General features: G+C 63.9%; 20 protein-coding genes. 10 read left to right on the forward strand and 10 right to left on the reverse strand.

Going from position 1 to position 26035, the window contains the following annotated elements:
- Window positions 1-20 precede the first annotated feature (20 nt).
- A complete protein-coding gene (locus tag KI609_RS14190; protein ID WP_226444192.1) occupies window positions 21-1679 on the reverse strand; it encodes an NAD+ synthase in 1659 nt (552 codons plus the stop codon).
- 80 nt (window positions 1680-1759) lie between these two features.
- Here KI609_RS14190 and KI609_RS14195 point away from each other — a divergent pair, with 80 nt between their 5' ends.
- From KI609_RS14195 to sufT, 7 genes are all read left to right on the forward strand, one after another.
- The gene (locus tag KI609_RS14195; protein WP_226444194.1) at window positions 1760-3049 is read left to right on the forward strand and encodes a GNAT family N-acetyltransferase; all 1290 of its coding nucleotides are present in this window, start codon (window positions 1760-1762) and stop codon (window positions 3047-3049) included.
- Window positions 3050-3188: 139 nt separating this feature from the next.
- The gene (gene sufB, locus KI609_RS14200) at window positions 3189-4643 is read left to right on the forward strand and encodes a Fe-S cluster assembly protein SufB (protein ID WP_226444196.1); all 1455 of its coding nucleotides are present in this window, start codon (window positions 3189-3191) and stop codon (window positions 4641-4643) included.
- A 33-nt stretch (window positions 4644-4676) separates the two neighbouring features.
- Window positions 4677-5453: a Fe-S cluster assembly ATPase SufC gene (sufC, locus tag KI609_RS14205; RefSeq protein ID WP_226444198.1), complete on the forward strand. Its 777-nt coding sequence runs from the start codon at window positions 4677-4679 to the stop codon at window positions 5451-5453.
- Window positions 5454-5457: 4 nt separating this feature from the next.
- Window positions 5458-6669, forward strand: coding sequence for a SufD family Fe-S cluster assembly protein (locus KI609_RS14210; protein ID WP_226444200.1), 1212 nt, complete (start codon window positions 5458-5460; stop codon window positions 6667-6669).
- The gene (locus KI609_RS14215) at window positions 6662-7951 is read left to right on the forward strand and encodes an aminotransferase class V-fold PLP-dependent enzyme (RefSeq protein ID WP_413463324.1); all 1290 of its coding nucleotides are present in this window, start codon (window positions 6662-6664) and stop codon (window positions 7949-7951) included. The genes KI609_RS14210 and KI609_RS14215 overlap by 8 nt, the downstream gene beginning before the upstream one ends.
- Window positions 7948-8424: a Fe-S cluster assembly sulfur transfer protein SufU gene (gene sufU / locus KI609_RS14220; RefSeq protein WP_226444202.1), complete on the forward strand. Its 477-nt coding sequence runs from the start codon at window positions 7948-7950 to the stop codon at window positions 8422-8424. The genes KI609_RS14215 and sufU overlap by 4 nt, the downstream gene beginning before the upstream one ends.
- Window positions 8424-8969, forward strand: coding sequence for a putative Fe-S cluster assembly protein SufT (gene sufT / locus KI609_RS14225; protein WP_226450420.1), 546 nt, complete (start codon window positions 8424-8426; stop codon window positions 8967-8969). Before sufU ends, sufT begins: the two co-directional genes overlap by 1 nt.
- 63 nt (window positions 8970-9032) lie before the next feature.
- Here sufT and KI609_RS14230 read toward each other — a convergent pair whose 3' ends face one another.
- The 4 genes from KI609_RS14230 to KI609_RS14245 form a co-directional block, all read right to left on the reverse strand.
- Window positions 9033-9326 carry a DUF2249 domain-containing protein gene (locus KI609_RS14230; protein ID WP_226444204.1) on the reverse strand — a complete coding sequence of 98 codons (294 nt, stop codon included), beginning with the start codon at window positions 9324-9326 and terminating at the stop codon, window positions 9033-9035.
- Between the two features lie 52 nt (window positions 9327-9378).
- Complete coding sequence (locus KI609_RS14235) at window positions 9379-10590, reverse strand: NnrS family protein (protein WP_226444206.1); 1212 nt, start codon at window positions 10588-10590, stop codon at window positions 9379-9381.
- A gap of 326 nt (window positions 10591-10916) precedes the next feature.
- On the reverse strand, window positions 10917-12758 hold the full coding sequence (locus tag KI609_RS14240; RefSeq protein ID WP_226444208.1) for a methyl-accepting chemotaxis protein: 1842 nt from the start codon (window positions 12756-12758) through the stop codon (window positions 10917-10919).
- A gap of 43 nt (window positions 12759-12801) precedes the next feature.
- Window positions 12802-13335 (reverse strand): chemotaxis protein CheW, encoded by a 534-nt coding sequence (locus tag KI609_RS14245; protein WP_226444210.1) that lies wholly within the window; start codon window positions 13333-13335, stop codon window positions 12802-12804.
- A 283-nt stretch (window positions 13336-13618) separates the two neighbouring features.
- On the opposite strand from KI609_RS14245, the gene KI609_RS14250 reads away from it, so the two are divergent.
- Window positions 13619-14425, forward strand: a complete 807-nt coding sequence (locus KI609_RS14250) for an alpha/beta hydrolase (RefSeq protein WP_226444212.1) — start codon at window positions 13619-13621, stop codon at window positions 14423-14425.
- A gap of 168 nt (window positions 14426-14593) precedes the next feature.
- On the opposite strand, the gene KI609_RS14255 is transcribed toward KI609_RS14250, so the two are convergent.
- Complete coding sequence (locus tag KI609_RS14255; RefSeq protein WP_226444214.1) at window positions 14594-16639, reverse strand: methyl-accepting chemotaxis protein; 2046 nt, start codon at window positions 16637-16639, stop codon at window positions 14594-14596.
- 305 nt (window positions 16640-16944) lie between these two features.
- Entirely contained in the window at window positions 16945-17484 is a 540-nt protein-coding gene (ppa, locus tag KI609_RS14260) for an inorganic diphosphatase (protein WP_226444217.1), read from the reverse strand.
- 268 nt (window positions 17485-17752) lie between these two features.
- On the opposite strand from ppa, the gene KI609_RS14265 reads away from it, so the two are divergent.
- Together KI609_RS14265 and KI609_RS14270 are read left to right on the forward strand one after the other, a co-directional pair.
- On the forward strand, window positions 17753-19834 hold the full coding sequence (locus KI609_RS14265) for a sodium-translocating pyrophosphatase (protein ID WP_226444219.1): 2082 nt from the start codon (window positions 17753-17755) through the stop codon (window positions 19832-19834).
- A gap of 85 nt (window positions 19835-19919) precedes the next feature.
- A complete protein-coding gene (locus tag KI609_RS14270; protein ID WP_226444221.1) occupies window positions 19920-22340 on the forward strand; it encodes a DUF1631 family protein in 2421 nt (806 codons plus the stop codon).
- 1055 nt (window positions 22341-23395) lie between these two features.
- On the opposite strand, the gene KI609_RS14275 is transcribed toward KI609_RS14270, so the two are convergent.
- The 3 genes from KI609_RS14275 to KI609_RS14285 are packed head-to-tail and all read right to left on the reverse strand — an operon-like array spanning window position 23396 to window position 25984.
- Window positions 23396-24844, reverse strand: a complete 1449-nt coding sequence (locus tag KI609_RS14275) for a sensor histidine kinase (RefSeq protein WP_226444223.1) — start codon at window positions 24842-24844, stop codon at window positions 23396-23398.
- A complete protein-coding gene (locus KI609_RS14280; RefSeq protein WP_226444225.1) occupies window positions 24841-25500 on the reverse strand; it encodes a response regulator transcription factor in 660 nt (219 codons plus the stop codon). The genes KI609_RS14275 and KI609_RS14280 overlap by 4 nt, the downstream gene beginning before the upstream one ends.
- A gap of 31 nt (window positions 25501-25531) precedes the next feature.
- The gene (locus KI609_RS14285) at window positions 25532-25984 is read right to left on the reverse strand and encodes a PepSY domain-containing protein (RefSeq protein ID WP_319003107.1); all 453 of its coding nucleotides are present in this window, start codon (window positions 25982-25984) and stop codon (window positions 25532-25534) included.
- Window positions 25985-26035 lie beyond the last annotated feature (51 nt).

The following is a 26035-nucleotide window of genomic DNA, read 5'->3' on the forward strand; positions in this document are numbered from 1 at the left end:
AGAAGCCAGACGAAGGAACGTCAGGCCCTGAATTGATTGGTAATAGGGTAACGCCAGTCTTTGCCAAAGCTGCGGCGTGTGACCCGTACGCCTACGGGCGCCTGACGGCGCTTGTATTCGTTGAACTTGATGAGGCGGGTGACACGCTCCACATCGGCGCGGGCAAAGCCAGCCGCAACGATGGATTCGATGGGCTCATCGTTTTCCATATAGCGCGCCACGATGGCGTCCAGCACGTCATACGGCGGCAGGCTGTCCTGGTCTTTTTGGTCGGCGCGCAGTTCGGCGCTGGGCGGGCGCGTGATGATGCGCTCCGGAATCGGGTTGGCGCCGGTGCCATACGGATCGTTGGCATTGCGCCAGCGCGCCAGGTCAAACACCCGCGTCTTCGCCACATCCTTAATCACCGCAAAACCGCCAGCCATGTCGCCATACAGCGTGCAATAGCCGGTGGCCATTTCGCTCTTGTTGCCCGTGGTGAGCACGATGGCGCCAAACTTGTTGGACAAGGCCATCAGCAGCGTGCCCCGGATGCGCGCCTGCAGGTTTTCTTCGGTGGTGTCTTCTGGCAGCCCTGCAAATTCAGTGGCTAGCGCCGCCTTGAAGGCCTCAAATTGTGGCTTGATCGAGATCTCGTCATAGCGCACGCCCATGCGTTTGGCCATGTCGCGCGCGTCAATCCAGCTGATGTCGGCGGTGTAGGGTGAAGGCATCATCACGGCGCGCACCCTGTCAGCGCCCAGGGCATCCACGGCAATCGCGAGCACCAACGCCGAATCAATGCCACCCGACAGCCCCAGCAGCGCCCCCGGAAAACCGTTTTTACCCACGTAATCACGCACGCCCAGCACGAGCGCATCCCACAGGTCGGCCTCAAGGCATTTCTCTGGCGCCACGTGCGCTTCAATTTTGATAGCTGCTTGCGCTTGATGTACCTGCGCAAACACCAGTTTTTCCTCGAAACCGGGGCCACGACCAGCTACAGAACCATCAGCGTTCAGGGCAAAAGACCGGCCCTCGAACACCACCTCGTCCTGCCCGCCCACCAGGTGCGCATACACCAGCGGCACACCGGTCTCAGCCACCCGCTCACGCATGGTGGCTTCTCGCTCGGCGCTTTTGCCCAGATGGAATGGCGAGGCATTGATCACCGCCAGCAACTGCGCGCCCGCCGCCGCGGCATCGCGGGCCGGTGCGGCAAACCAGGCGTCCTCGCACACCAGCACGCCCACACGCACACCTTCCACCTCGAACACGCAGGGCTTGCTGCCCGCGACAAAATAGCGGCGCTCGTCGAACACTTGGTAGTTGGGTAGCTCGCGCTTGGCATACGTCTGCTCGATCTGGCCGTCGCGCACCACGCTCGCGGCGTTGAAACAGGCGCTGAACGCAGGCGCACCGGGCAACAAGGCTTGCGGGTGGCCCAGCACAATGGCCAAACCTTTCAACCCTGCCGTCTCGCGGGCCACGGTTTTCACGGCATCATCACAGGCCGCCATGAAGGCGGGGCGCAAAAACAGGTCTTCGGCGGCATAACCACAGATGGCCAGCTCAGGCGTAAGCAGCAACCGTGCTCCCTGCGCATAGGCGTCGCGTGCGACCGCAATGATTTTTTGCGCGTTTTTGGGCATATCGCCCACCACAAAGTTGAGCTGCGCAGTGCAAATGGAGAGCGTCATGGAACTGGATTCGGCTTCTGCGGCCAGGTTGAAAACCGCCAATACAGGCCCGCAGCTGGCAAAACAACGCGGAAGCATGCATGACTGAAGCTGCCATTATCGCCCGCGTCCTCACTTCTCCGCTGGAGGTGGATGCCTCTGACTGGAACGCACTGCTCGCCCACCAGAGCCACCCCACCCCATTCATGCGCCATGAGTACCTTGTGGCCCTGCACGAGAGCGGCTGCGCCACCCCCCGAACAGGCTGGATGCCCCGCTTCATGACGCTGTGGGATGGCAACACACTGGTCGCGGCCTGCCCGCTGTATGTCAAGAGCCATTCGTACGGCGAATACGTCTTCGACTGGGCCTGGGCCAGCGCCTATGAGCAACATGGCGTGGCCTATTACCCCAAAGCGGTGGTTGCGGTGCCCTTCACCCCAGTGCCGGGCTCCCGCCTGCTGGCCCGCGATGCGGACACGCGCGCCTTGCTGGTAAAAGCGGTGTGCCAATGGTGCGAGGACGAAAACGTCTCGTCGGCGCATGTGCTGTTTGCCAGTGAAGCCGATGTGCAGGCGTGCTGCCAGCAACAGTTGATGCTGCGGCACACGGTGCAATTTCATTGGAAGAATGTGGCCCCCACGCTCGGCACTGGCGTGTCCTCGCTGCCCCCCGAGGGGGCGCTCGCCGCCTTGGGGCGGCCCGGCAGCGGCTCTGGGCTTCGCTTTTCCAGCTTTGACACGTTTCTGGCGAGCCTTACGCAGGACAAGCGCAAGAAAATCCGCCAGGAGCGTCGACGTGTGGCCGATGCGGGGGTGCGTTTTCGCTGGGCGCGGAGCCGCGACATCAGCCCCCACGACTGGGATTTTTTCTACCGCTGCTACGAGCGCACCTATCTCGAACATGGCAACCCCCCTTATCTCACCCGCGATTTTTTCAGCCGCATGGCCCAACACATGCCCGACGCCTGGCTGTTGTTTGTGGCTGAGCGCGATGGCCAACCAATCGCTAGCAGTTTGATAGCAATAAGCGCTTTTGAATCAAGCGCTGGCGGCCAAAATGAGCATCAACTAGTGGCCTATGGTCGCTATTGGGGAGCGCTGGAACGGGTCGATTGCCTGCATTTCGAGGCCTGCTACTACCAGCCGCTGCAATGGTGCATCGAACACGGCGTGCAGCGCTTTGAAGGCGGCGCCCAGGGCGAGCACAAAATGGCCCGCGCTCTGCTGCCCGTGCAGGCCACCAGTGCCCACTGGCTGGCCCACCCGGCGTTTGCCGAAGCGGTAGAACGGTTTCTTGAACGCGAGGATGCCGGCGTGGCGGCCTACCTGGAAGAACTGGAGGGACGCACGCCTTTTCGCACGTCCACCCAAGGCGTGCCAAACCCCTGATTGCGATGCGGAAGATCAATCTTGGGTTGCCATCGGATTAAAAGATACATATTATATGAATCTATAAAACCAGCACTCCCCACCATGCCCGCCACTTCAAAAACCGCCTTGAACCGCCCCTCTTTGCCGGAGTTCTGCCATGGGCGCGTCTGACCAAGCAGCACCTCTGACGCAGGCGTTGGAGCGTCCCTACCGCCACGGTTTCGTCACCGATGTGGAGTCCGACTCATTGCCGCCCGGCCTGGACGAAGGCACCATTCGTGCGATCTCGCGCAAGAAGCGCGAGCCGGAGTTTTTGCTCCAATGGCGCCTGGCCGCCTACGAGCGCTGGCTGACCATGCCCGTCCCCGAATGGGCGCATGTGCACATGCAGCCGGTGGACCTGCAGGCGCTCAGTTACTACTCGGCCCCCAAATCGCTCAAGGACGGCCCCAAGAACCTGGCCGACGTGGACCCCAAACTGCTGGAAACGTACGACAAGCTGGGCGTGCCGCTGCACGAACGCGCCCGGTTGGCAGGCGTGGCGGTGGATGCAGTGTTCGATTCGGTGTCTGTCGGCACCACCTTTCGCGAACAACTCGCCAAAGTGGGCGTCATCTTCTGCTCGTTCTCGCACGCCGTGGAACACCACCCGGAACTGATTGAGCGCTACATGGGCAGCGTGGTGCCGGTGGGCGACAACTACTACGCAGCACTGAACTCGGCCGTGTTTTCTGACGGCTCTTTCGTCTACATCCCCAAGGGCGTGCGCTGCCCGATGGAGCTGTCCTCGTACTTCCGCATCAACGCCAAAGGCACCGGCCAGTTCGAGCGCACGCTCATCATTGCCGAGGAAGGCAGCCACGTGAGCTACCTCGAAGGCTGCACCGCGCCGCAGCGCGACGAGAACCAGTTGCACGCCGCCGTGGTAGAGCTGGTGGCGCATGACGACGCCTACATCAAGTATTCAACCGTGCAGAACTGGTACCCGGGCGACGAGAACGGCCTGGGCGGCATCTACAACTTCGTCACCAAGCGGGGGCTGTGTGCCGGCAAACGCGCCCATATCGCCTGGACGCAGATCGAAACCGGCTCGGCGATCACCTGGAAATACCCCAGCGTGGTGCTGCGCGGCGACGATTCGCGCGGCGAGTTCCATTCGATTGCGGTGTCCAACCACTTCCAGCAGGCGGATACAGGCACCAAGATGATTCACCTGGGCAAAAACACCAGCAGCCGCATCGTCTCCAAGGGCATCAGCGCAGGCAATGCGCAAAACAGCTATCGCGGCCTGGTGCGCGTGGCTCCCACCGCAGCCAATGCGCGCAACCACACGCAGTGCGATTCGCTGCTGATTGGCCCCAAATGTGGCGCCCACACCTTTCCCTACATCGACACAGCGCGCAGCGACGCCGTGGTGGAGCACGAAGCCACCACCACGCGCATTTCCCAGGACCGGTTGTTCTATTGCCAGCAGCGCGGCATTGCGCCAGAAGACGCGACGGCGCTCATCGTCGGCGGCTTCTGCCAATCGGTGCTTGAAGAGCTGCCGATGGAGTTTGCCCTGGAGGCCAAGGCCCTGCTTGCGGTGTCGCTAGAAGGTTCGGTCGGCTGAACACCCTCATTTTTCAAAAAAAAGAAACACCCCATGCCCACCACATCGACCACCCCCTTGCTGCAACTGGACGCCTTGCGCGTCACTATTGGCGAGAAAACCATCCTGCAATCCATCAGCTTCGATGTCGCCCCGGGTGAACTCGTGGTGCTCATGGGCGCCAATGGCAGCGGCAAAAGCACGCTGGGCCTGGCACTTGCAGGCCACCCGGCCTACCAGGTCACCCACGGCACTGCGCGCCTCGCCGACGCAGACCTGCTCGCCATGGCGCCGCAGGAGCGTGCGCGCGCAGGGTTGTTCCTTTCGTTCCAGGCGCCGCCGGAGATTCCGGGCGTCAAGAACAACCTGTTCATCCGCACCGCCATGAACGCAGTACGCACTGCGCGCGGCCAAGAACCCCAGGATGCCTACGATTTTCTGGGCTGTGCCCGCACCGCCGCCACACAGCTTGGGCTGCCCGAAGCCATGCTGGGGCGCCCGGTGAACGACGGTTTTTCTGGCGGCGAACGCAAGCGCAACGAGCTGCTGCAGCTCTCGCTGTTGCGCCCACGCCTGGCCATCCTCGACGAAATCGACTCGGGCATGGACGTGGACGGCGTGCGGGCCGTCGTCGAGCTGGTGCAGCGCCTGCGCAGCGAAGGCACGGCCTTCATCGTCGTCTCACACTACCTGCAACTCATCGAGTCTCTGCAGCCCGATACCGTACTGCGCCTGGCCGACGGTCAGATTGCCGAGCGCGGTGACCTGGCCCTGGCGCAGCGCATTGCACGCACCGGCTTTGTGCACACACCCGAGCTGGCGGAGGTTTGAACCCATGAACATCCGCACCATCACCACACACGAGGCCATGCAGATGGCCCGTGATCACCTCGCCGTCACCGGCTGGGTAGCACCCCGCAACGAATCTTTTCGCCACCTGCCACCACCACCAGCAGCGTTGTGGCTGGAACAGGCTGCAGCAACCTCCTCGGCGCCTCATAGCGGCTGGACCGTCACCACGCTGGCAGGCGGCACGCCTTCGGGCATTACTCAGCGCGTGCTGGACGCCACCCACACCGCGCAGCGCGCCGAGCTGTTTTCAGACCTGGCCCTGCCTGGCGACGACGCTGCTGCACCCTTTGCCTGGGCCCACCGCGCCCTCTGCACTACAGGCGTCCGCCTGCGGGTGGAGGCAGGCACCGCACAGCAACCCACGCCACTGGAGTTGCGCCACCAGCCCACGAATCAGGTGGAGGCTCCACTCCTCGTGCTCGACCTTGCCGAAGGCGCGCACTGCATCCTGCGGGAACTCCATCTGGCGGGCGACGCCAATGCGCCGGGCGGCAAAGTGCAGAACCTGCAACTGCACGTGCGCCTTGGGCGTGGCGCCAGCCTGCAGCACCTGCGTGTCATCGCACCCCACGCAGATGACCGCTGCGCGCATGTTGTCCATGCCCAGGTGGGCGCGAATGCGCGCTACGTTCAGGCCTTTGTCGCCGGGGGCAGCCGTTACCACCTGCAGCGCAGCCAGGTTTTTCTGAGCGGCCCAGGCGCCTTTGCACATATTGCGGGCCTCACCTGCGCAGCCAACACGCAGTTCGAGCAGCAGATCCTCATGCGGCACACGGCAGCACGCACCACGAGCCACAGCGAAGCATTGGTGCTGGCGAGCGGCAGGGCGCACGCCGTGGCCAACGCCAGCACACACATTGCAGCCGGCTCTGACGAAGCCGACGTGCGCCAGCGCCTCACGGGTATCCCACTGGGCGGCCAGCCCCGGCTGGTGCTGCGCCCTCACCTGGAGATTTACCACGACAACGTACAGGCGGCCCACGGAGCCACCTGGGGCGCCTTGCCTGAAGACGCCCTGTTCTATGCCCGTCAGCGGGGGCTGGACGAGGCAGCGGCACGCGCCCTCATCGTCGAAGGCATGGCCAATGCCTTGCTCTCCCGCGCCTTCACCGCCCCTGCCACGCTTGACGCCCTAATGCAAGGTGATGCCCTGCAGGGCGTACTGCGCCAAGGTCTGGAGGCCTGCCATGGGTAATATGCTCCCCGCCCGCTGGCTCAGCACATTGGGCGCCGTGCCCACAACAACGCCCGAGATCGCCAGCCTGCGCGCGCTGTTTCCGGTGCTCTCCCAGTCCGTCCAGGGCAACGCCCTCGCCTACCTGGACAACGCCGCCACGACGCAGATGCCCCAGCCGGTGCTGGACGCGTTGCAACACTTCGACCGCAATGACCGCGCCAACATCCACCGAGGCGTGCACGCGCTCAGCCAGCGCGCCACCGACGCCTTCGACGCTGCGCGCGCAGATCTCAAGCGTTTTGTCGGCGCGGGCGCGGAGCACGAACTGGTGTTCACCTCGGGCACCACTGAATCGCTCAACCTCGTGGCGAACGGCCTGTCAGCGCACGCAGGGGGCAACAACCCCCTGCGGGCAGGCGACGAGATCATCGTCAGTGGCCTGGAGCACCACGCCAACCTGCTGCCCTGGCAGCGCGCTGCGCGAGTGAGCGGCGCTGTATTGCGCATCCTCTTGCCCGACGCAGAAGGCCGCTTGCACACCGAAGACCTGGCCCGCCTGCTGACGCCGCGCACGCGCGTGTTCGCCGTCACCGCCTGCGCCAACGCCACGGGCGAACGCCCGCCTGTAGCCGACCTGCTGGCATTGGCGCGCCAGGCCGGCGCACTGACCGTGGTGGACGCCGCGCAGGTAGCAGCCCATGCTGTACCGGATGTGTCCACTCTGCCCTGTGATTTTCTAGCCTTCTCTGGCCACAAGATGTACGGCCCCATGGGCACCGGCGCGCTCGTTGGCACGCGCAACGCGCTTGAGTTGCTCGCCCCACTGCGCGTCGGCGGCGATATGGTGGACTGGGTCAGTTTCACCGACGCCAGCTTTGCAGCCCTGCCCGCCCGACTGGAAGCAGGCACGCCCAACGTGGGAGGGGCCATTGGCATGGCGGCGGCCGCCAAATTCATTGACGCCGTCGGCCGCAGCGCCATCGACCAGCATTTGCGTGCCCTGCGCACTCAGGCAGTGCAAGGCCTGGCGGCGCTGCCTGGTCTGCGCGTGCTGTCGCCCAATGCCCAGGACACCGCCATCGTTTCCTTCGTGACCGAGGGCGTACACCCGCACGACATCGGCACCCTGCTCGACGGGCAGGGCATCGCCGTACGCACCGGCCACCACTGCGCCCAGCCGCTACTCACGCACCTGGGTTGCGGGCCGACGACGCGCGCGTCGTTTGCGCTGTACAACACACAGGACGAAGTCGAACGCCTGGTGGCAGGTGTGGCCAAAGCCCTGGAGCTTTTGCGATGAGCAGCGCAAAAACCGACCTCTACCAGGAACTGGTGCTGGAGCACAAACGTGCTCCGCGCAACTTCGGCCATTTGTCGGCGCCCACACACCAGGCCCGCGGCACCAATCCTTCGTGCGGGGACGATCTGTCGGTCGAACTGGCGATTTCCAACGGGCGCCTCGCAGACATACGCTTTCACGGCCAGGGCTGCGCCATCTGTATGGCTTCGGCCTCCATGATGAGCGAAGCGGTCAAGGGCCAGGACATTGCCGCCGCCCAAACCTTGCAGCAGCATTTTCGCGCGGTGCTGACGGGTGAAGAAGATGCCGAGAGCGCACCACTGGGCAAGCTGGTGAGCCTGGCCGGTGTGCGCGGCTACCCCAGCCGCATCAAATGTGCACTGCTGGGCTGGCATGCCCTGATGCACGCCATTGCCAGCAATGCCGCCGTGCCTGAAGCCCCGGTATCCACGCAAGGAGATATATCCCCATGATGAAACGCATCCGCGAAGACGTGCTGATCCACCGGCCCGTCACGGTCGAGCGCATTCCCGACGGCTCCCCCATCGATCTACCCGCCGGCCTCTGGGCCGAGGTGACGCAGGCGCTGGGCTCGTTCTTCACCTTGGTGGTGGAGGGCCAGTTGGTGCGCCTGAAGGGAAGTGATGCCGACGCCATTGGCAAACAACCGCCCGCAAAAGTCGAACATCCGGAGAACGTCGAGATTGAAGACGTCAGCGGCCTGATCTGGAAAACGCTCAAGACCTGTTATGACCCGGAAATTCCAGTCAACATCGTTGACATGGGGCTGGTCTACCGGTGCGAATTGGAGCCCCTGGACGGTGGCAACTTGCGCGCTCTGATCGACATGACGCTCACCGCGCCCGGTTGCGGCATGGGCGAGGCCATGGTGGACGAGGTGTGTGACAAGGTGCTGGCGGTGCCGCGCGTGGACGAAATCACCGTGAATATGGTTTTCGATCCCCCCTGGGACCGCTCGCGCATGTCCGAATCGGCCATGCTCGCACTCGGCATGTAACCGCCCACCATGCCCAAAGAAAAAAGCGCCTCACGGGCGCTTTTTCTGTTCTGGTGGTGTCGATCAACCGCCGCACGCACCGCCCGAGCAGCACGAGTGCTCCTGTGCGTCTTCCGGTATTTCCAATTTGCTGATCAGCACGCGCCACTGGTCGGGGCCCGACTGCAGATACGCCCACTGAAACTGGTCCGGCGAGCGCACATCAAACTGGTGGTGCAACGGGCGCGGATCGTGGTCGCTGACAATCTGCAGGGCTTCGCCCGGCAGCAACGCATCGAACCGGCCAAAAATGGTCGCGTGGCGCTGGGGCGGCGGAATTTGGCGAACGTCGATGACAACGGACTGGGTAGGAAGCATGGGAACCTTTCTGCAGTATGAAACAAGGAGGGAGATCAAGAAACAAAGGGGATCAACCGTCTTTGCCGTCGAGCCGCGTGCTCGTCAGCCAAGGGACGTACATCACCAGATAGATCACGAAAGCAATCGTCCAGGCCGTTGCGGCACAGACCAGCGCATGTGAATACCACTGTGGCGCGACGAGCGGCACTAGCACCCGCAGCACGGCGGCCGCCATGACCAGCACATAAGCCAAAACTTCCGCGCGCGAAGCCTGCAGCGGCCGGCCAGTGTGTCCGCGAGCCGTGCGCGTGACCATGCCGATGATGAGTCCGCCAGTCGCCCCCACGGCGAGTGCGTGCACGCCCAGCGATACCGCCACCCAGCCCGGTTGGGCCAGCGCCAGCAGGGCAAGCCCAACGGGAATCCACGCATACGAGAGATGCAAGATCCAGAGGATCGGTCGTGTCCGCGTCACCAGAGATTGCCAGTGCAGCATGCGGGCCAACTGCAAGGCAGCGGCGGCGGCCAGCGCAGCGAACGTGGCCCAGCCCGCCGGTGCAAACACCCACAATGCAAGCCCCACTGCCGTGCTGGCCAGCGCGCTGCGCTCCAGCCACTGCGGCACGGTTATCTTTACCCCTGGATTCACGCTCATTGTGAACGCCGGGATGACCCGGCCGGCCATCACACACTCGACCATCACGATCAAGCCCAAGGCCGCATACAACGCGCTGGTAGGCGCAATCGCCACCCAGCCCATGACCGAGAGGTGAAACAGGAGATTGGCGAGCGAGAGGGCAAACAGAATGCCCACCAACGGCAGATTGCGCTTATTGCCCCCGCGCAGCAGCACACGCAGCATGATGACGGCGACGATGGGCAAGAGCACCACGTCGAGCGCCGCATACACCGGGTAAGGCGCCACCCAGGCGGCAAGCCGCGCCGCAAGCCACAGCAGCGCCAGCGCGCCCAGCGCCGCACCACGAGGCGTTTGCAGGCCAGTCCACGCTTTCACAGCAGTCAGCAGAAAACCAACAATAACGCCCGTGGCGAAGCCCAACAGCATTTCATGCGCATGCCAGAGCATGGGCTGCACCGTCATATTCAACGTGATGGCGCCCAGCATGACCGCCACCCACAGCGGCACGGCAAGGCATGCAAGAACCGCAGCCACCAAATAGAAAGGCCGAAACCCCAGGCGCAGCACAGGCCAACCATGCAAGGGCTTATGGGCAGGAGCGGCCGACCCAGCGCCTACGAGAGGAGGAATGCTTGTTTTCATGGGTTCAGTGTTCAGCGGGGGCCAACGCGTTAGGACAAAATCAATTTGAAGATTCATTTTATATGAATCTTCAAATTGATGGCAATTTTTATCCACGGACTTTGCCTTCCAACCCACCGCGCGCGTGGTCAGGCGTGTTTAGATACAAGCTCCAGCGCGCGCCCACACCCTCAGCATGCCGCCGCTCCGGGCCCACAACAAAAAAGCACGCACCAGGAGCCCCTCCCTGGTGCGTGCTTTGCTTTTGATAGCTGCCCGCGCTTTATGGATATGCGCTAGCAGCCTTTTTGATCATATTCCTGCAGTCGCTCTGTGCCCCTCCCCGCTCAGAAGCTTTCCCATTCGTCGTCGTTGCCGCCCTTGGCGGGCGCTGGTGCCGGCCTTGGGGCCGTGGGCTTGCTCGTTGCGGCTGGGGCTGCGCTGGCCTTGGGCGCTGCCAGGCTGGCCTGCGCCTGGGGTTTGCCGCCTGTCTTGCTGGCGCCGATGCGGGTGCCGCCGCTGGCCCCACTTTGGGCCGCTTTGCTGCGCGGGGCGCTGTAGGCCGGGGCCGGGATCGGCGCCTTCGGGCTCTGGGTGTGGGTGGGTGCGCTGCTTGTGGTGCTGTGTGTGGCGCTGTGTTTGCTGCTGTTGGCATCGAGTTTGAACACGGCCACGGCGTTGACCAGTTCGCCCGCCTGCGCGTTCAGCGCGCTCGCAGCCGCCGCCATCTCTTCCACCAAGGCCGCGTTTTGCTGGGTCGCCTGGTCCATTTGCGTGACCGCTTCGCCCACCTGGCCTACGCCCGCGCTTTGTTCGCTGCTGGCGGCGCTGATCTCGCCCATGATGTCGGTCACGCGCCGGATGGCGTTGACGACTTCGGTCATGGTCGCCCCTGCTTTATCGACCAGCGCTGTGCCTTGTTCCACGCGTTCGACGCTGTCGGTGATCAGGGTCTTGATTTCCTTGGCCGCTTCGGCGCTGCGTCCGGCCAGGCTGCGTACTTCTCCGGCCACTACCGCAAAGCCTCTGCCTTGTTCGCCTGCTCGGGCGGCTTCCACGGCGGCATTCAGCGCCAGGATGTTGGTCTGGAAGGCGATGCCGTCGATGACGCTGATGATGTCCGCTATCTTGTTGCTGCTGGTGTTGATGCCTTTCATGGTCTCGACCACTTCGGCCACTACGTCTCCGCCTTGCACTGCCACGGTGGACGCACTGACCGCCAGCTGGTTGGCCGTGCGCGCGTTGTCTGCGTTCTGGCGCACTGTGGAGCCCAGTTCTTCCATCGACGCCGCCGTTTCTTCCAGCGCGCTTGCCTGCTGTTCTGTCCGCGCCGATAGGTCGTTGTTCCCCGACGCTATCTGCGCGCTCGCCGACGCGACTCCTTCCGCGTTGCTACGCACCGATGCCACTGTGTTCACCAGGCTTTGCTGCATGCGCTGCAACGCTGCGAGCAACTGGCCGGTTTCGTCTTTGGACTGCGCGACGATATGGCCGCTCAGGTCGCCACTGGCCACACGGTCGGCGGCTTCCACCGCCTGGGCCAGTGGGCGGGTGATGGAGCGAATGATGGTAATCGCCAGGAAAAGCGCAACCGCTATAGCCAGCGCGCCGGCAATCATCACGTCACGCAGCAGCGCGCTGGCTGCAGCCTCGGCCCGCGCGGCAGCTGTGGCAGTCACCTGCGTCTGGAACTCCACCTGCTCCTGAATGGAGGCCTGGTAGGCGCGCTGCGCCGGGCGCAATTGCTCTTCAAGAAATTTTGCGACCTCGTCCTTCTGCCCCTGTTTGGCCAGCGCGATGTATTGGTCCCCCACCTTGAGGAACTCGTCGCGGTGCCGAAGCATTTTCGCCAGGATTTCTTTCCCCTTGTCAGACTGGACAAGCGGTTCGATGGTTTTAAGCTGCTCCCCAATGCTCTTGCGCGCGGCGGCCACACGGGCCAGCGCCTCCTGGGTGAGCTTTTCGTCGCTGAAAATTGTCAGGTTGCGAAACTGGATGGCCTGCTGACTCACCCCCTCCATCAGCACACCCATCGACTTCGTGATGGGAATGCGCATGTCGGTGATGTCCTTGAGCTCTGCACGCTGGCTTGCCGACCGGACCATGCCCACCGCCCCCAGCGCAATCAGCAGCAGCACCATGACAAAAAAAGCCACTGCGAGTCTGGTTGAAATCTTCAATTGATTCATCCTGCTTCTCCTGGGGTGGGGAAAGTCGCTACCAGAATGCAGCTTAGTCGCGTCCTACCTTTGCCACCAAGCCTATTTCTTCACTGCTGAGCAAAGCCTCAATGTCCATCATGATCAGCATGCGGTCCCCGAGGCTGGCGATGCCCGTGACAAAAGAGGGGTCCACATTGCCCTGGCGTTCAAACTGGGGGGCGGGCTTGATGAGTTCAGGCGCCAGCGACACCACGTCGGCCACCGCATCCACCACGGCGCCAATCACGGTCGTGCCGATATCCAGAATGATGACCACCGTGAAGTCGGTGTAGTTGGCTTCAGGGCACTGCAGCTTCAGGCGCAGGTCAAGAATGGGCACGATGCGACCACGCAGGTCGATGACCCCCTTGATGAAGTCGGGTGAATGGGCGAGGCGGGTCGGTTGCTCGTACGAGCGGATTTCCTGCACCCGCAGAATATCGATGCCGTATTCCTCGGAGCCGAGACGGAACGTGAGGTATTCGCCCGCAGGCTCCACCGACCCAGAACGGGACGCAGAAGAGGCAGGAGCAGGTGTGTGGGCAGGCGCGGGGGTGGCGGTCATGGCGCGGACTTTCAGAATCGGGGAAAGGGTCAGCAAAGCACGCGGTCTACCAAAGCAAAGCCCGCGCGGGCATCTATAGCCACAGCATAGCAGCGGATTGTTGCATTTACTAACAATTCACCCTGAATGGGGTGTTGCCATTGGCGGGTTGGCGCCCCAAAAGCCACTTCGCCATTGGAGAGCTGGCTCCATTTATGCCCGCCGCCATCCACCCAAAAAATGCTAACGTCGCCCGTCGAGAACGCCTGCCATCGTTGTTCCGCCGCACTGCCCCACCACCAAAATGTCCCTTTTCCGCAAAAAAGCAGCCGATGCTTCCTCCATGCCGCCGCCGAGCCTGCCGCTGCTGGCGCTGGAATTGCGGGCGCCCTGGGAGTTTGGCGCTGTCATTGCGGCCTGGCCTGCGCTCAAACGCGCTCCCCTTGGCGACGGGCACTCGGTCATCGTATTCCCGGGCCTCACCGCAGGCGATGCCACCACGGCGCCGTTGCGGCGTTATCTGGAGTTCCTCAATTACCGGCCCCTGGGATGGGGCCAGGGCCTGAACCTTGGCCCGCGCGAAGGGGTACTCGACAACGCCAAACGCCAGTTGCAGGCCGCCTGCGATGCCAGCGGCAACAAGGTCAGCCTGGTGGGCTGGAGCCTGGGCGGCATCTACGCCCGCGAGCTGGCCAAGGACATGCCCGGCCTGGTGCGCTGCGTGGTGACTCTGGGCACGCCCTTTGCGGGGCCACACACCTCGACCAACGCCTGGCGCATCTACCAGTTCGCCAGCGGCCGCAGCATCGAGCGCGAGACCGAAAACTACAACCTGCCCGAAGCGCCCCCGGTGCCCACCACCAGCATCTACTCACGCACCGACGGCGTGGTGGCCTGGCGCGGCAGCATCCAGGCGCCCGCCGACCACAACCCGCACACCGAAAACATCGAGGTGGTGGCCAGCCATTTCGGCATCGGCCTGAACCCCAGCGCCTGGTGGGCCGTGGCCGACCGGCTGGGGCAAGCAACCGGGCCCGATGCGGGGTGGCAGCCGTTTCGGCGGCCCAAGGTGCCGGGACTGCACCTGGTGTATCCCGACCCCTACCGTTGAACGCATTGCGCACCGCGCACTGCGGACAACCGCCTGACAAGTCAAACTTCTACGGCCCCTGTTTGAGCTAGCACTGCGGCCCGAGGCCTTGAGCGCAGGCGCGGCCACGCGGGGGGACTCAGACTGTGGGCGAGGTGCGGCAGCTGCCGCGTGGCAGGCCCGTGCGCTCTACCCACCTGCGGGCGAGAGCTTGAAAAACGCCACAGTGCCGACCAAGTCTTGCGCTTGGTGGCTCAAGCTGCTGGCGGCAGCGGCCATTTCTTCTACCAGCGCTGCGTTTTGCTGAGTGACCTGGTCCATCTGGGTCACTGCTTCGCCCACTTGATTGACGCCTTGGCTTTGCTCGTTGCTGGCGGCGCTGATCTCGCCCATCAGATCGGTCACGCGCTTGATGGCGCCCACCACCTCGGTCATGGTGTTACCGGCCTGGTCCACGAGGGCTGAGCCTTGCTCCACACGCTGCACGCTGTCGCTGATCAACGTCTTGATCTGCTTGGCTGCATCAGCCGATCGGCCTGCCAAGTTGCGCACTTCGCTGGCCACCACGGCAAAACCACGGCCTTGCTCACCAGCGCGAGCGGCTTCCACCGCAGCATTCAGCGCCAGGATATTGGTCTGAAAGGCGATGCCATCGATGACGCTGATGATGTCGGATATCTTGTGTGAACTGTCGTTGATGCCCTTCATGGTCTCCACCACCTGGCCCACCACGTCACCGCCATGCACCGCAACCGTGGAGGCGGTCATTGCCAACTGGTTGGCCTGGCGAGCGTTGTCTGCGTTCTGGCGCACGGTGGAATTGAGTTGCTCCATCGACGCAGCAGTCTGCTGCAGAGCACTGGCTTGTTGCTCGGTGCGCGCACTCAGGTCGTTATTGCCCTGGGCAATTTCAGACGAGGCTGTCGCCACATTCTCGGAGCCCTCACGCACATCACCGACGATGCGAGACAGGCTTTGCTGCATGTCTGACAAGGCGTGCAGCAACCGGGCGGGCTCGTCTTTGCCCTGGGCATCGATGTGGATCGACAAATTGCCCCTGCTGATTTCTTCGGCGGCATCCACAGCGCGCTGCACTGGCAGTGTGATGGAGCGTGTGGCCCATACGGCAAACAGCAGCCCCAACAGCAAAGACACACCGGCACCGATCCCCAGCGTCCACTGGCTCGTGACGGCGGTCTCCAGTACAGACGCCTCAAACGCCATCAATTCGTCGTGGGTGGCCGTGCGCGCGTTGTCTGCGTTCTGGCGCACTGTGGAGCCCAGTTCTTCCATCGACGCCGCCGTTTCTTCCAGCGCGCTTGCCTGCTGTTCTGTCCGCGCCGATAGGTCGTTGTTCCCCGACGCTATCTGCGCACTCGCCGACGCGACCCCTTCCGCGTTGCTACGCACGCCGGAGACGACGTGCGCCAGGTTTGCGCGCATGGCGCCCAGGGCGGCAAGCAGCTGGCCCATTTCATCCTTGCCACCCGCTGGCACCTCGGTGGTGAGGTCACCTTGCGCAATGGCTTGTGCCGCCAGCACAGCGTGGTGTGCCGGGCGCGTGACAGCGCGGGTGATGCCCACGCCCAACACCGCAGCCAGCACCACACACAACGCCAGCGTGCCCAGCACCCATATGCGTGCGCTTGTAAAGACGCGCTGCGCTTCGTCGTTGGCCTCAATGGCGGCGTCGGCATTGACCTTCTGCAGTTCACCCAGGCTCTCTGTGACGGCAACAAAACTCGCCTCTGACTCGCCCGCATACAACATGCTCAGTGCATCGCCAGTGAGCTCCAGCGACTCGGCGGTGCTGAAGTCCACGCCCTTGGCGAGTTCCGTCAGCTTGGCTTGCAAGGCAACGTATGCGCCCTTGCGCTGCTTGTAACCTTGGTAAATCTCCCGCTCGCGGGGCAGATCAATCAACGCCTCGTACGCGGCCTCGACACCGTCCAGATCCTTGTGCCGCATCGCCACCTGCTCGGAGAACGCCTTGACCTCGGCCATGCTGCGCGAGGTGACCACGCCACCCTCCGCCCGGCGCATCCGGTTGAGCAAAACCCGTAGCTCTCCGGTCTGGCTGACGCTAGGCAACAGGTTGGTGGCGATTTCTTCGGCGTTCGCGTGAATGCGCGACATCTGCACCAACGCAATGGCGCCCAGCAAGGTCGTCAAAAGCAGCACGGCCAAAAAGCCCGCACCCAACTTGACCCCCATGCGCAGATCGGAAATTTTCATGAATGGATCACCCTCTAATGGGCGGCGCAGCACCATGGGGCATGGCGCTGCGCCGCAAACCACGCCCCATCGGCACGGTCCTTATTTGTAACAAAATGAATTTTAGCCGCCACGCGCCCGCGCCCCACTGCAGCGGGGCTTTGTATCCGCCCCACCCCCAGACACGGGTGGGACGCAGGCCCACAACAAAAAAGCGCACCGCCCTTGACAGGGGTGCGCTCCTATTTCAATAGCTCCCAGCGCTTGATGGGCAAGCGCTAGAGCCTGGTTTGACTAAAAAATCAAACCCAACGGCTCCGAGAGTCTCAGGCGTTGCTCTTCTTCTTGAAGTTGGCAATGCCGTCGCTGATTTCCTTCTTGGCGGAATCAATGCCTTCCCAGCCCAGCACCTTGACCCACTTGCCCTTTTCCAGGTCCTTGTAGTGCTCGAAGAAGTGGGCGATGGCGTTGCGGCGCATGGCGTTCACGTCGTCGATGGTCGTCCAGTGGTCGTACATGGGCAGGATCTTGGACGTGGGCACAGCAATCACCTTGCCATCCACACCGGCCTCGTCTTCCATCATGAGGATGCCCAGCGGGCGGCAGGTCACGACCACACCGGGGTGCAGGGGATAAGGCGTGATCACCAGCACGTCCACCGGGTCGCCATCACCCGACAGCGTCTGCGGCACATAGCCGTAGTTCGTGGGGTAATGCATGGCCGTGGTCATGAAACGGTCCACAAAAATGGCGCCCGATTCCTTGTCCACTTCGTACTTGATCGGGTCGGCGTTCATCGGGATCTCGATGACGACGTTGAAGCTGTCAGGGAGGTTCTTGCCTGGGGGGACGTTGTTGAGGGACATGTCTTTGGATAGTGGTTTGTTGACGATAACCCGCGAGGCCTTCGGCGCTGATGCAGCGCAACGAAGCGTCGGGATTAACCCTGATTTTAGGCGCACGCCCCTTTCTACCTGCTTGCAAACCGGCGTTTGCCTGTAAATTGAGCGTGTTGGCCAATCGACTCCTGCCGCGAAATGCACAGGGAGCACGAGGAAGCAACGCAACGGAAGCACCACCGTCCTGCGTTGTGATGTTTCCTTCCGTGCAACTGAATATTTCAAGGAGTGACGAATGGCCGGAAATACAGCGCTGACTGCCCCTCTGATACTGGCCCTGGTTTGCGGATTGATCGCGGTGGCCTATGGCATCTGGGCCCGGGGATGGATCCTGGCCAAGGACCCCGGCAACGCCCGCATGCAGGAGATTGCCGCCGCCATCCAGGCCGGTGCCGCCGCCTACCTCGCCCGCCAATACAAGACCATCGCCCTCGTCGGCGTGGTGCTGGCGGTTCTCATCGGCATCTTTCTGGACGGCATCACGGCCGTGGGTTTTGTGATGGGCGCGGTGCTCTCGGGCGCCTGCGGCTTCATCGGCATGAACGTGTCGGTGCGCGCCAATGTGCGCACCGCGCAGGCGGCCACACAGGGCATTGGCCCGGCGCTCGACGTGGCGTTTCGCGGCGGCGCCATCACCGGCATGTTGGTGGTGGGGCTAGGTCTGCTGGGCGTTACGGGGTTCTACTGGTTTTTGGCGGGCAACGGCAACCTCACGCCCACCGCCCACCTGGCCACGTTGCTCAACCCACTGATTGGCTTTGCGTTCGGATCGTCGCTGATCTCGATCTTTGCGCGGCTGGGCGGCGGCATCTTCACCAAGGGGGCCGACGTAGGCGCCGACCTGGTGGGCAAGGTGGAGGCGGGCATCCCCGAAGACGATCCGCGCAACCCTGCCGTGATCGCGGACAACGTGGGCGACAACGTGGGCGACTGCGCCGGCATGGCGGCCGACCTGTTCGAGACCTACGCCGTGACGCTCATCGCCACCATGATGCTGGGCGCCCTGATGGTGGCCAGCGCCCCGGTCAACGCCGTGGTGTACCCGCTGGCGCTGGGGGCGGTGTCCATCGTTGCATCCATCGTCGGCTGCTTTTTTGTGAAGGCTTCGCCCGGTATGAAGAACGTGATGCCCGCGCTCTACAAAGGCCTGGCGATTGCGGGCGTGCTGTCGCTCATCGCGTTCTACTTCGTCACCGTCTGGATCATGCCGGACAACGCCATCACCGCCAGCGGCAGCCAGATGAAGCTCTTTGGCGCCTGTGCCACGGGGCTGGTGCTGACGGCCGCGCTGGTGTGGATTACCGAGTTCTACACCGGCACCCAATATGCGCCGGTGCAACACATCGCACAGGCATCGACCACTGGCCACGGCACCAACATCATTGCGGGCCTGGGCGTGTCGATGCGATCCACCGCCTGGCCGGTGATCTTCGTTTGCATGGCCATCCTGGTGTCCTACCAACTGGCGGGCCTGTATGGCATTGCGGTGGCGGCCATGTCAATGCTCTCCATGGCGGGCATTGTGGTGGCGCTGGATGCCTATGGCCCCATTACCGACAACGCCGGTGGCATTGCCGAGATGGCCGAGTTGCCCAGCAGCGTGCGCGACATCACCGACCCGCTGGACGCCGTGGGCAACACCACCAAGGCCGTCACCAAAGGCTATGCCATTGGCTCGGCAGGCCTGGCGGCCCTGGTGCTGTTTGCGGACTACACCCACAAGCTCGAAAGCTACGGCCAGTCCATCACGTTCAATCTCTCCGACCCAATGGTCATCGTGGGCCTGTTCATCGGTGGCCTGATTCCCTATCTTTTTGGTGCGATGGCCATGGAAGCCGTGGGCCGTGCCGCAGGCGCCGTGGTGGTGGAGGTGCGCCGCCAGTTCCGCGACATCCCCGGCATCATGGAAGGCACGGCCAAGCCCGAGTACGGCCGTGCGGTGGACATGCTGACCAGCGCCGCCATCAAGGAGATGGTGGTGCCCAGCCTGTTGCCGGTGGTGGTGCCGATCGTGGTGGGCCTGGCGCTGGGGCCCAAGGCACTGGGTGGCCTGTTGATGGGCACCATCGTCACCGGCCTGTTCGTGGCCATCAGCATGTGCACTGGCGGCGGCGCCTGGGACAATGCCAAGAAGTACATCGAAGACGGCCACCACGGTGGCAAAGGCAGCGAAGCACACAAAGCTGCCGTAACTGGCGACACCGTGGGCGACCCCTACAAAGACACGGCCGGCCCGGCCATCAACCCGCTGATCAAGATCATCAACATCGTGGCGCTGCTGATCGTGCCGCTGGTGGTCAAGTTCCACGGCGGCTGAAGCGTCGGCGCCCGACGAGGACCAGGCCTGACAAGCCTGGCATCGACAAAAACAAGGGGCCCTCGGCCCCTTTTTGCCGCGTACCATGGCGGGCACCGGTATCCCGTCATCCAAGAAGATCGCCTTGAAATACACCATGTCGTCGGCCTCTGCTCCCTCTGCTCCTTCTACCAGCACTGTCAGCACCACCGCGCCATACCAGCGCATCGTCGACGACGTACTGGCACAGGCTCGACCTTTGATGGAGCGCGTCGCCGAAACCGCGCGCATGTCCCTGCAATCGCGCCAGGACCAGGCCCGCACTCCTGGTGAACACCAGGCCATGCTTGAAGCGCGGCAGCAGCTCTCGCGGCTCACGTCCGTGATGGGCGAGCGCTACCCTGACGCACTGCGCAGGGCCCTCGATCAGGAGGCGCCCCAGACCGACGCCAAGCCCACGCGCTCCCTGTTCACGGTCCATTTCGATGACCTCGAACTGATGGACGAGTCACAGATCAACGACAGCGTGGAGCGGGCCCGAGCGCGGCAGGTGCTGGTCTCAGCCGTGGAGGGGCCGCTGGCCGACCTGGATGCGCTGGTGTGCGCTGCCCTGGGCCTGCCGCGCGTGCAGCCTGAACGCAACCCCCTGCGCCCCGAAGTCTTTCTGCAGGCCCTGCAGACCGTGGTGTCGCAGATGCAGGTCACACCCCAGGTGCGGCACGACTGGATGGCGCACATGGCCCAGGCGCTTGGCGCCGAGCTGTGTGGGCTCTATCAGGCGCAAATCGCCCAGCTCAAGCAAAACGGCCTGCAGCCCGTGGGCTATGCGATGCGCCAGGCCTGCGGCGAGTATGTCTACGTCACGCCAACCGAAGGGGACGCGTCCCCCGGCTTTGCATCGGACAACGACCTGTCCGCCGCAGCGGGCCACGCCGACCCCCTGCTGACCCTCGAGCGCCTGCGCCGCCTGTTGCTGGGCGAGTTCAGCGACCACCGCGTGCCGACGCAGGCACCCGCATCCACCACGGCACCCGGATCCGAATCAGGGGAAAACTTCTCAGACCGGTTTGCGCGCGAGTTCGAAAGCCCCGATCAACTCCCCCACATCGACCCGTCCGCCACGGATTTCGCGGCCACCGTGCCCGCCGCTTTCGAGGCGCTGCAGGAGATGAAACAGGTCAGCCACATGATGGAACGCCTGGGCCGCCAGCGCTCCCAAGGGGGTGGCGGTGCGGACGAGAACCCCAACGCCCCGCCGCGCAAGCATGGTGCGGGGTTGGGAGAAGCCCTGAGCATGGAGGTGGTGGCGCTGATGGTGGACAACATCGCACGCGACAGCCGGCTGCTGTGGCCCGTGCAGCAATTCATCCGCGCCCTGGAGCCCGCCTTGATGCAGCTGGCAGTGGCCGACCCCCGGTTCTTCAGCCACAAGGAGCACGCCGCGCGCCACCTGCTGCAGGACATCACCGACCGCAGCCTGGCATTCAACAGCACCGAGGCGCCGGGGTTCCAGAGCTTCATGCGCTCGCTCATGAACATTGCGGGCCCGCTGGCCACGGCCACCATCGAGGGGGCTGACGATTTTGAGCACGTGCTGCAACAGTTGCACGCCAAATGGGCGGACAAGGACCAAGCGCGCCAGCAAGAGCGCCAGCGCGCCATCGAGACCCTGCAGCACGCCGAGCAGCGCCACCTGCTGGCCGCCAAGCTATCGCGCGACCTCTCGCTGCGGCCCGATATTGGCAAGGTGCCCGATGAAATTGCCCGCTTCTTGATGGGCCCCTGGACCCAGGTCATGGCGCAGGCGCAGTTGACCAACACCACCCGCAGTGCCGACCCGGACCACTACGTAGAACTGGTGGATGCCCTTATCTGGAGCACGCAGCCCGCGCTGACCCGTGCGAACACAGGCCAGCTCGCGCGCCTGCTTCCCAAGCTGCTGGCCAAGCTGCGCGAGGGCCTGGCGTCCATCGACTACCCCGCCACCCGGACCGATGCCGTCTTCGATCTGCTGATGCAACTGCACGAGCAGGCCTTCAAGCACGGGCCGAGGGCTACGGCACCACCGGCAGAGCAGCAGGAACCACCCGCCCCGTCCGATGAAATGGCTGCAGTGGCCCAGCCCAGCCGATTGGATGATGAAGACCCGTGGGTCGCGCCTTCCGAGGCCAAGGAGTCCGGCTACATGGACGTCTCACAGTCGCCAGAACCCGAAAGCGCAGCCGCGGTGCCAGAGCCCACCCCAAGTGGCCCCCTCGCCCGGCCCTCGCTGGACATTGGCATGTGGGTGAACCTGCTGGTAGGCGGCCAATGGGAACGCACGCAGTTGTCATGGATCGGCTCGCACGGCAACCTGTTCCTCTTCACCAGCGTCTCCGGCCGCACCCAGTCGATGACGCTGCGGCTCCTTGACCGGCTCTTGCAGCAAGGCGCCATGCAGGTGCTGACCGAGCAGAACGTGGTGGACGGCGCCCTGGACGCCGTGGCGCAGGTTGCCATGCACAACAGCGTGGAGAGCAGGTTGTGACTTGCTCCTGAATTGAGAGCTTATGGCGCTTTCTGCATAAGCACTAGAGGCATATTTCGCTTGATTTTCGATGTGCCTCAGACACCTTCTCTTCCCCGCCCGTTCGGGCTTGTCGAAGCCTTGCACGCACGCGGCAAGCCCTGGCGTCGACGGGCTCAGCCCGAACGGTTGCAGTGGTTTCCGAGGGATGCAGCCAATCGGGTTAAATTGGGTTATGGCGCTTGTCTGTCAAGCGCTGGTAGCTATTGTTTTCATAGTAACGGCTGTGCCTGATTGAAGGGCGGAGGCCGGGGTGTGCGCCCGGCGGCGCAGTGGCTTTCTTTTGCTTCGCCAAAAGAAAGTCACCAAAGAAAAGGCGACCCTACACGCTGCGTCCCTTCGCTTCGCTGCGGGCAACCTGCGGTGCTCGCGTCCAGCGGGGCCTCGCTCGAACTCGCTCCACTGCGTTGCGCTCAAACAATCGCGAGCCCTGATCCGCTGGCCGCTGCGCTCCTCGGCGCATCCTGAAGGGAACCCGCAACCGGACATCCATACGGGCCATCGCTGCGCTCGGCCCAGCCTGCGCAGCGCATGGCGCCTGCGCCCGCAAAACGGGGCCGAGCGCAGCGATGGCCCGTGTGGATGTTGGGATGTTCGGCTACCCCACCCCTGCTGGCTGCGCCTGTGGCGGGGCGGTTGTGGGGTGGCATGGGCGTCGAAGCGCCCATGCTTCGTGAACTAACTCGCCGTGGTTGTCCGAGCGGCGCGCGCAGCGCAAAGCGAGTTCCACGGCGCACCCCGCAACCGCACCGACGCAGGTTTGCCCCTTCGCTCCGCGAAGGGGTCGCAGACTGGGGGTCGCCTTTTTTTTGCTTACTTTCTTTTGGCGAAGCAAAAGAAAGTAAGTCGCCCGCCGGGGCGACAACCCGGCCTCCGCCCTTCAATCAGGCACAGCAATTACTATTAAAACAATAGCTATCAGCGCATGCTAAACAAGCGTCATAACCCAATTTAACCCGATTGGCTACATTCCTCGGATGCCACTCCAACCGTTCGGTCTTGCCGCTTGGGCGGATTCATGACGCCGCGTCCCGCGCGGCAGGCAACACCAGCCCGACACGCAGCCCCCCCAGTGCGGCAGGCTCCAGGTCCAACCGCCCGCCATACATCGCCGCCAGCTCCTGCACAATGGCAAGGCCCAGTCCTGAGCCCGGCACCGTTTCATCCAGCCGCACGCCCCGCTCCAGCGCCAGCGCGCGCTGCTTGGCGCCAATGCCAGGGCCATCGTCTTCTACCGTCACCAAGAGCTGGGGCGGCTGACCATCGACGCCTTCGGCCGACGCTTGCACCTGCAAGCGCACGGTGCGCCGCGCCCATTTGCACGCGTTGTCCAGCAGGTTGCCCAGCATTTCCTGCAAGTCCTGCGCCTCGCCCGCAAAGAACAGTGGGGTCTCGGGCAGCGCGATGGCGATGTCCACACCCCTGTCGGCATGCACCTTGTTCATCACCCGCACCAAACCACTCACCACGGGCTCCAGCGCCGTGCTCTGCCCGGGCAAATGCGCAGAGGCAGCGACCCGTGAACGCGCCAGGTGCCAGTCGATGTGCCGGCGCGCCACCTGAACCTGCTCATGCACCAGGCCAGCCAGCTCTGCGCGATGGCCGTGCGATGGCGCACGTGCCGCCTGGTCCATCACCGTGAGCGGCGTTTTCAAGGCGTGCGCCAGGTTGCCCGCCTGGGTGCGTGCGCGCTCCACCACCTCGGCATTGCGGGCCAGCACGGCATTGAAGTCATCCACCAGCGGCTGCACCTCTGCCGGAAAGGTGCCCTGCAGTTGCGTCGTGCGTGCCTGCTGCACGTCCTGCAAACCGCGCTGCAGCGACCTCAAAGGCCTGAGCCCCACACCGACCTGGGCCCAGGCAGCCAGCGCCAGCAGCACCAGCAAAACCGCCAGCGACAGCGCCAGTACGCGTGTGAACTGCGCTGTGGCCGCCTGCGTGGCCTGCAGATCGGCCGCCACGATCAGGCGCCAGCGCGCGGCCCCCTCCCCTGCAACACGCACCGTGCGTTCCAGCACCAGCAAAGGCGCGCCTTGCGGGCCCGTCACCTCGTGAACATGCACCGCGCCATCGGTCAGCGCATCGGTCTGCAAAGCCAGGCTGGTGTCCCACAGCGAGCGCGAACGCAATACCCCGGCTCTGCCCAGCCCGTCGGGCGCCATGGCATCGACCTGCCAGTAAAGGCCCGAGTAAGGCTTGAGCCAGCGGGGGTCTGACAACGCCTCTGGCGCAATGGCTGGCTGGCCTTGTGCATCAAATTCCAGCCGTGCCGTGACCTGGTCCAACTGCTGCACGAGCGCCAACTCGAACTGCCGCTGCACATGTTCACGAAACAACCCACTGAGCACCAGGCCGGCTGCCGCCACCGCCACCGCCACCCCCGCCAGCGTCACGGCCAGCAGCCGAAACCGCAGGGACCGAGACCAGTGCAGCGGCGCGGCTGGCAAGCCATTGCCCCGGTTCATGGCGGCACGAGCCGATACCCCATGCCGCGCACGGTCTCGATACAGGCTGCGGGCAGTTTTTTGCGCAGGCGCCCCACAAACACTTCGATGGTGTTGGAGTCGCGGTCAAAGTCCTGCGCGTAGATGTGCTCGGTCAGCTCTGCGCGCGAGACCAGCACGCCAGGGCGGTGCATGAAGTAGTCCAGCACCTTGTATTCGTGTGCCGTGAGCGCCACCGGCTGGCCTGCGCAGGTCACGCGGCCGCTGCGGGTATCGAGCAACAGATCACCACACTGCAGCACCGCTGACGCCTGGCCGCTGGCGCGGCGGATCAGCGCGCGCAGGCGCGCCAGCAGCTCTTCCAGATGAAAAGGCTTCGTGAGGTAATCGTCGGCACCCGCGTCGATGCCGGCCACCTTTTCATGCCAATTGTCCCGCGCGGTAAGGATCAGCACCGGCATGTTGCGCCCTTCGCCACGCCAGCGCTTGAGCACCGTGAGCCCGTCCACCACCGGCAAGCCCAGGTCCAGCACCACGGCATCAAGCGCCTCGGTGTCGCCCAGGAACTGCGCGTCGCGACCGTTGTCGGCTTCCTCGACGGTGTAGCCCGCGCCTTGCAAAGCGGTGCGCAACTGGGTGCGCAGCAACGTGTCGTCTTCTACCAAAAGGATGCGCATGGAGGGGTGTCAGTAGTGAGGCTGCCTGCTTTTACCGATTTTCGCGGGCCGGGTGGTGATCGTCGCGCGGTTTGATGCGCAGCACCTCGGCCGTGCGTGCATCGAGCTTGACCTTGGTCAACTGCCCCGCAGGGGTCAGCAGCTTGATCTCATAGATCCAGCCACTTTGCTTTTGCTCCAGCTCCACTTCAAGCACCTGGCCCGGCACCTCGCGTTGAAGGCGCTCCAGCACCGCGGGCAATGGCAGGACCTGGCCCGCCTGCACGGCCTGCCGGGCCTGTTCGTGATCGTCCTTGCCGCTGGCCGAGGCGGGCAGTGCAGCCAGCGCGAAGACGCTCACGACCCATGCGGCCGCCACGCCACGCAAATTGTGGCGGCCTGCAAACGCACGGTGGGTCATCCAGAACATGCAGGCATTGTCCCGCGCAAATTCTGAATGGCCGATGAACAGCGCTTTCACGGCCTGTTCAGGCTGCAGTTTCAACAATGGCGGTACACCACACAACAACACACCACAACACCTCGGAAGGACACC

The organism is Acidovorax radicis, assembly GCF_020510705.1.
GTDB classification, from domain to species: Bacteria; Pseudomonadota; Gammaproteobacteria; order Burkholderiales; family Burkholderiaceae_C; genus Acidovorax; species Acidovorax radicis_A.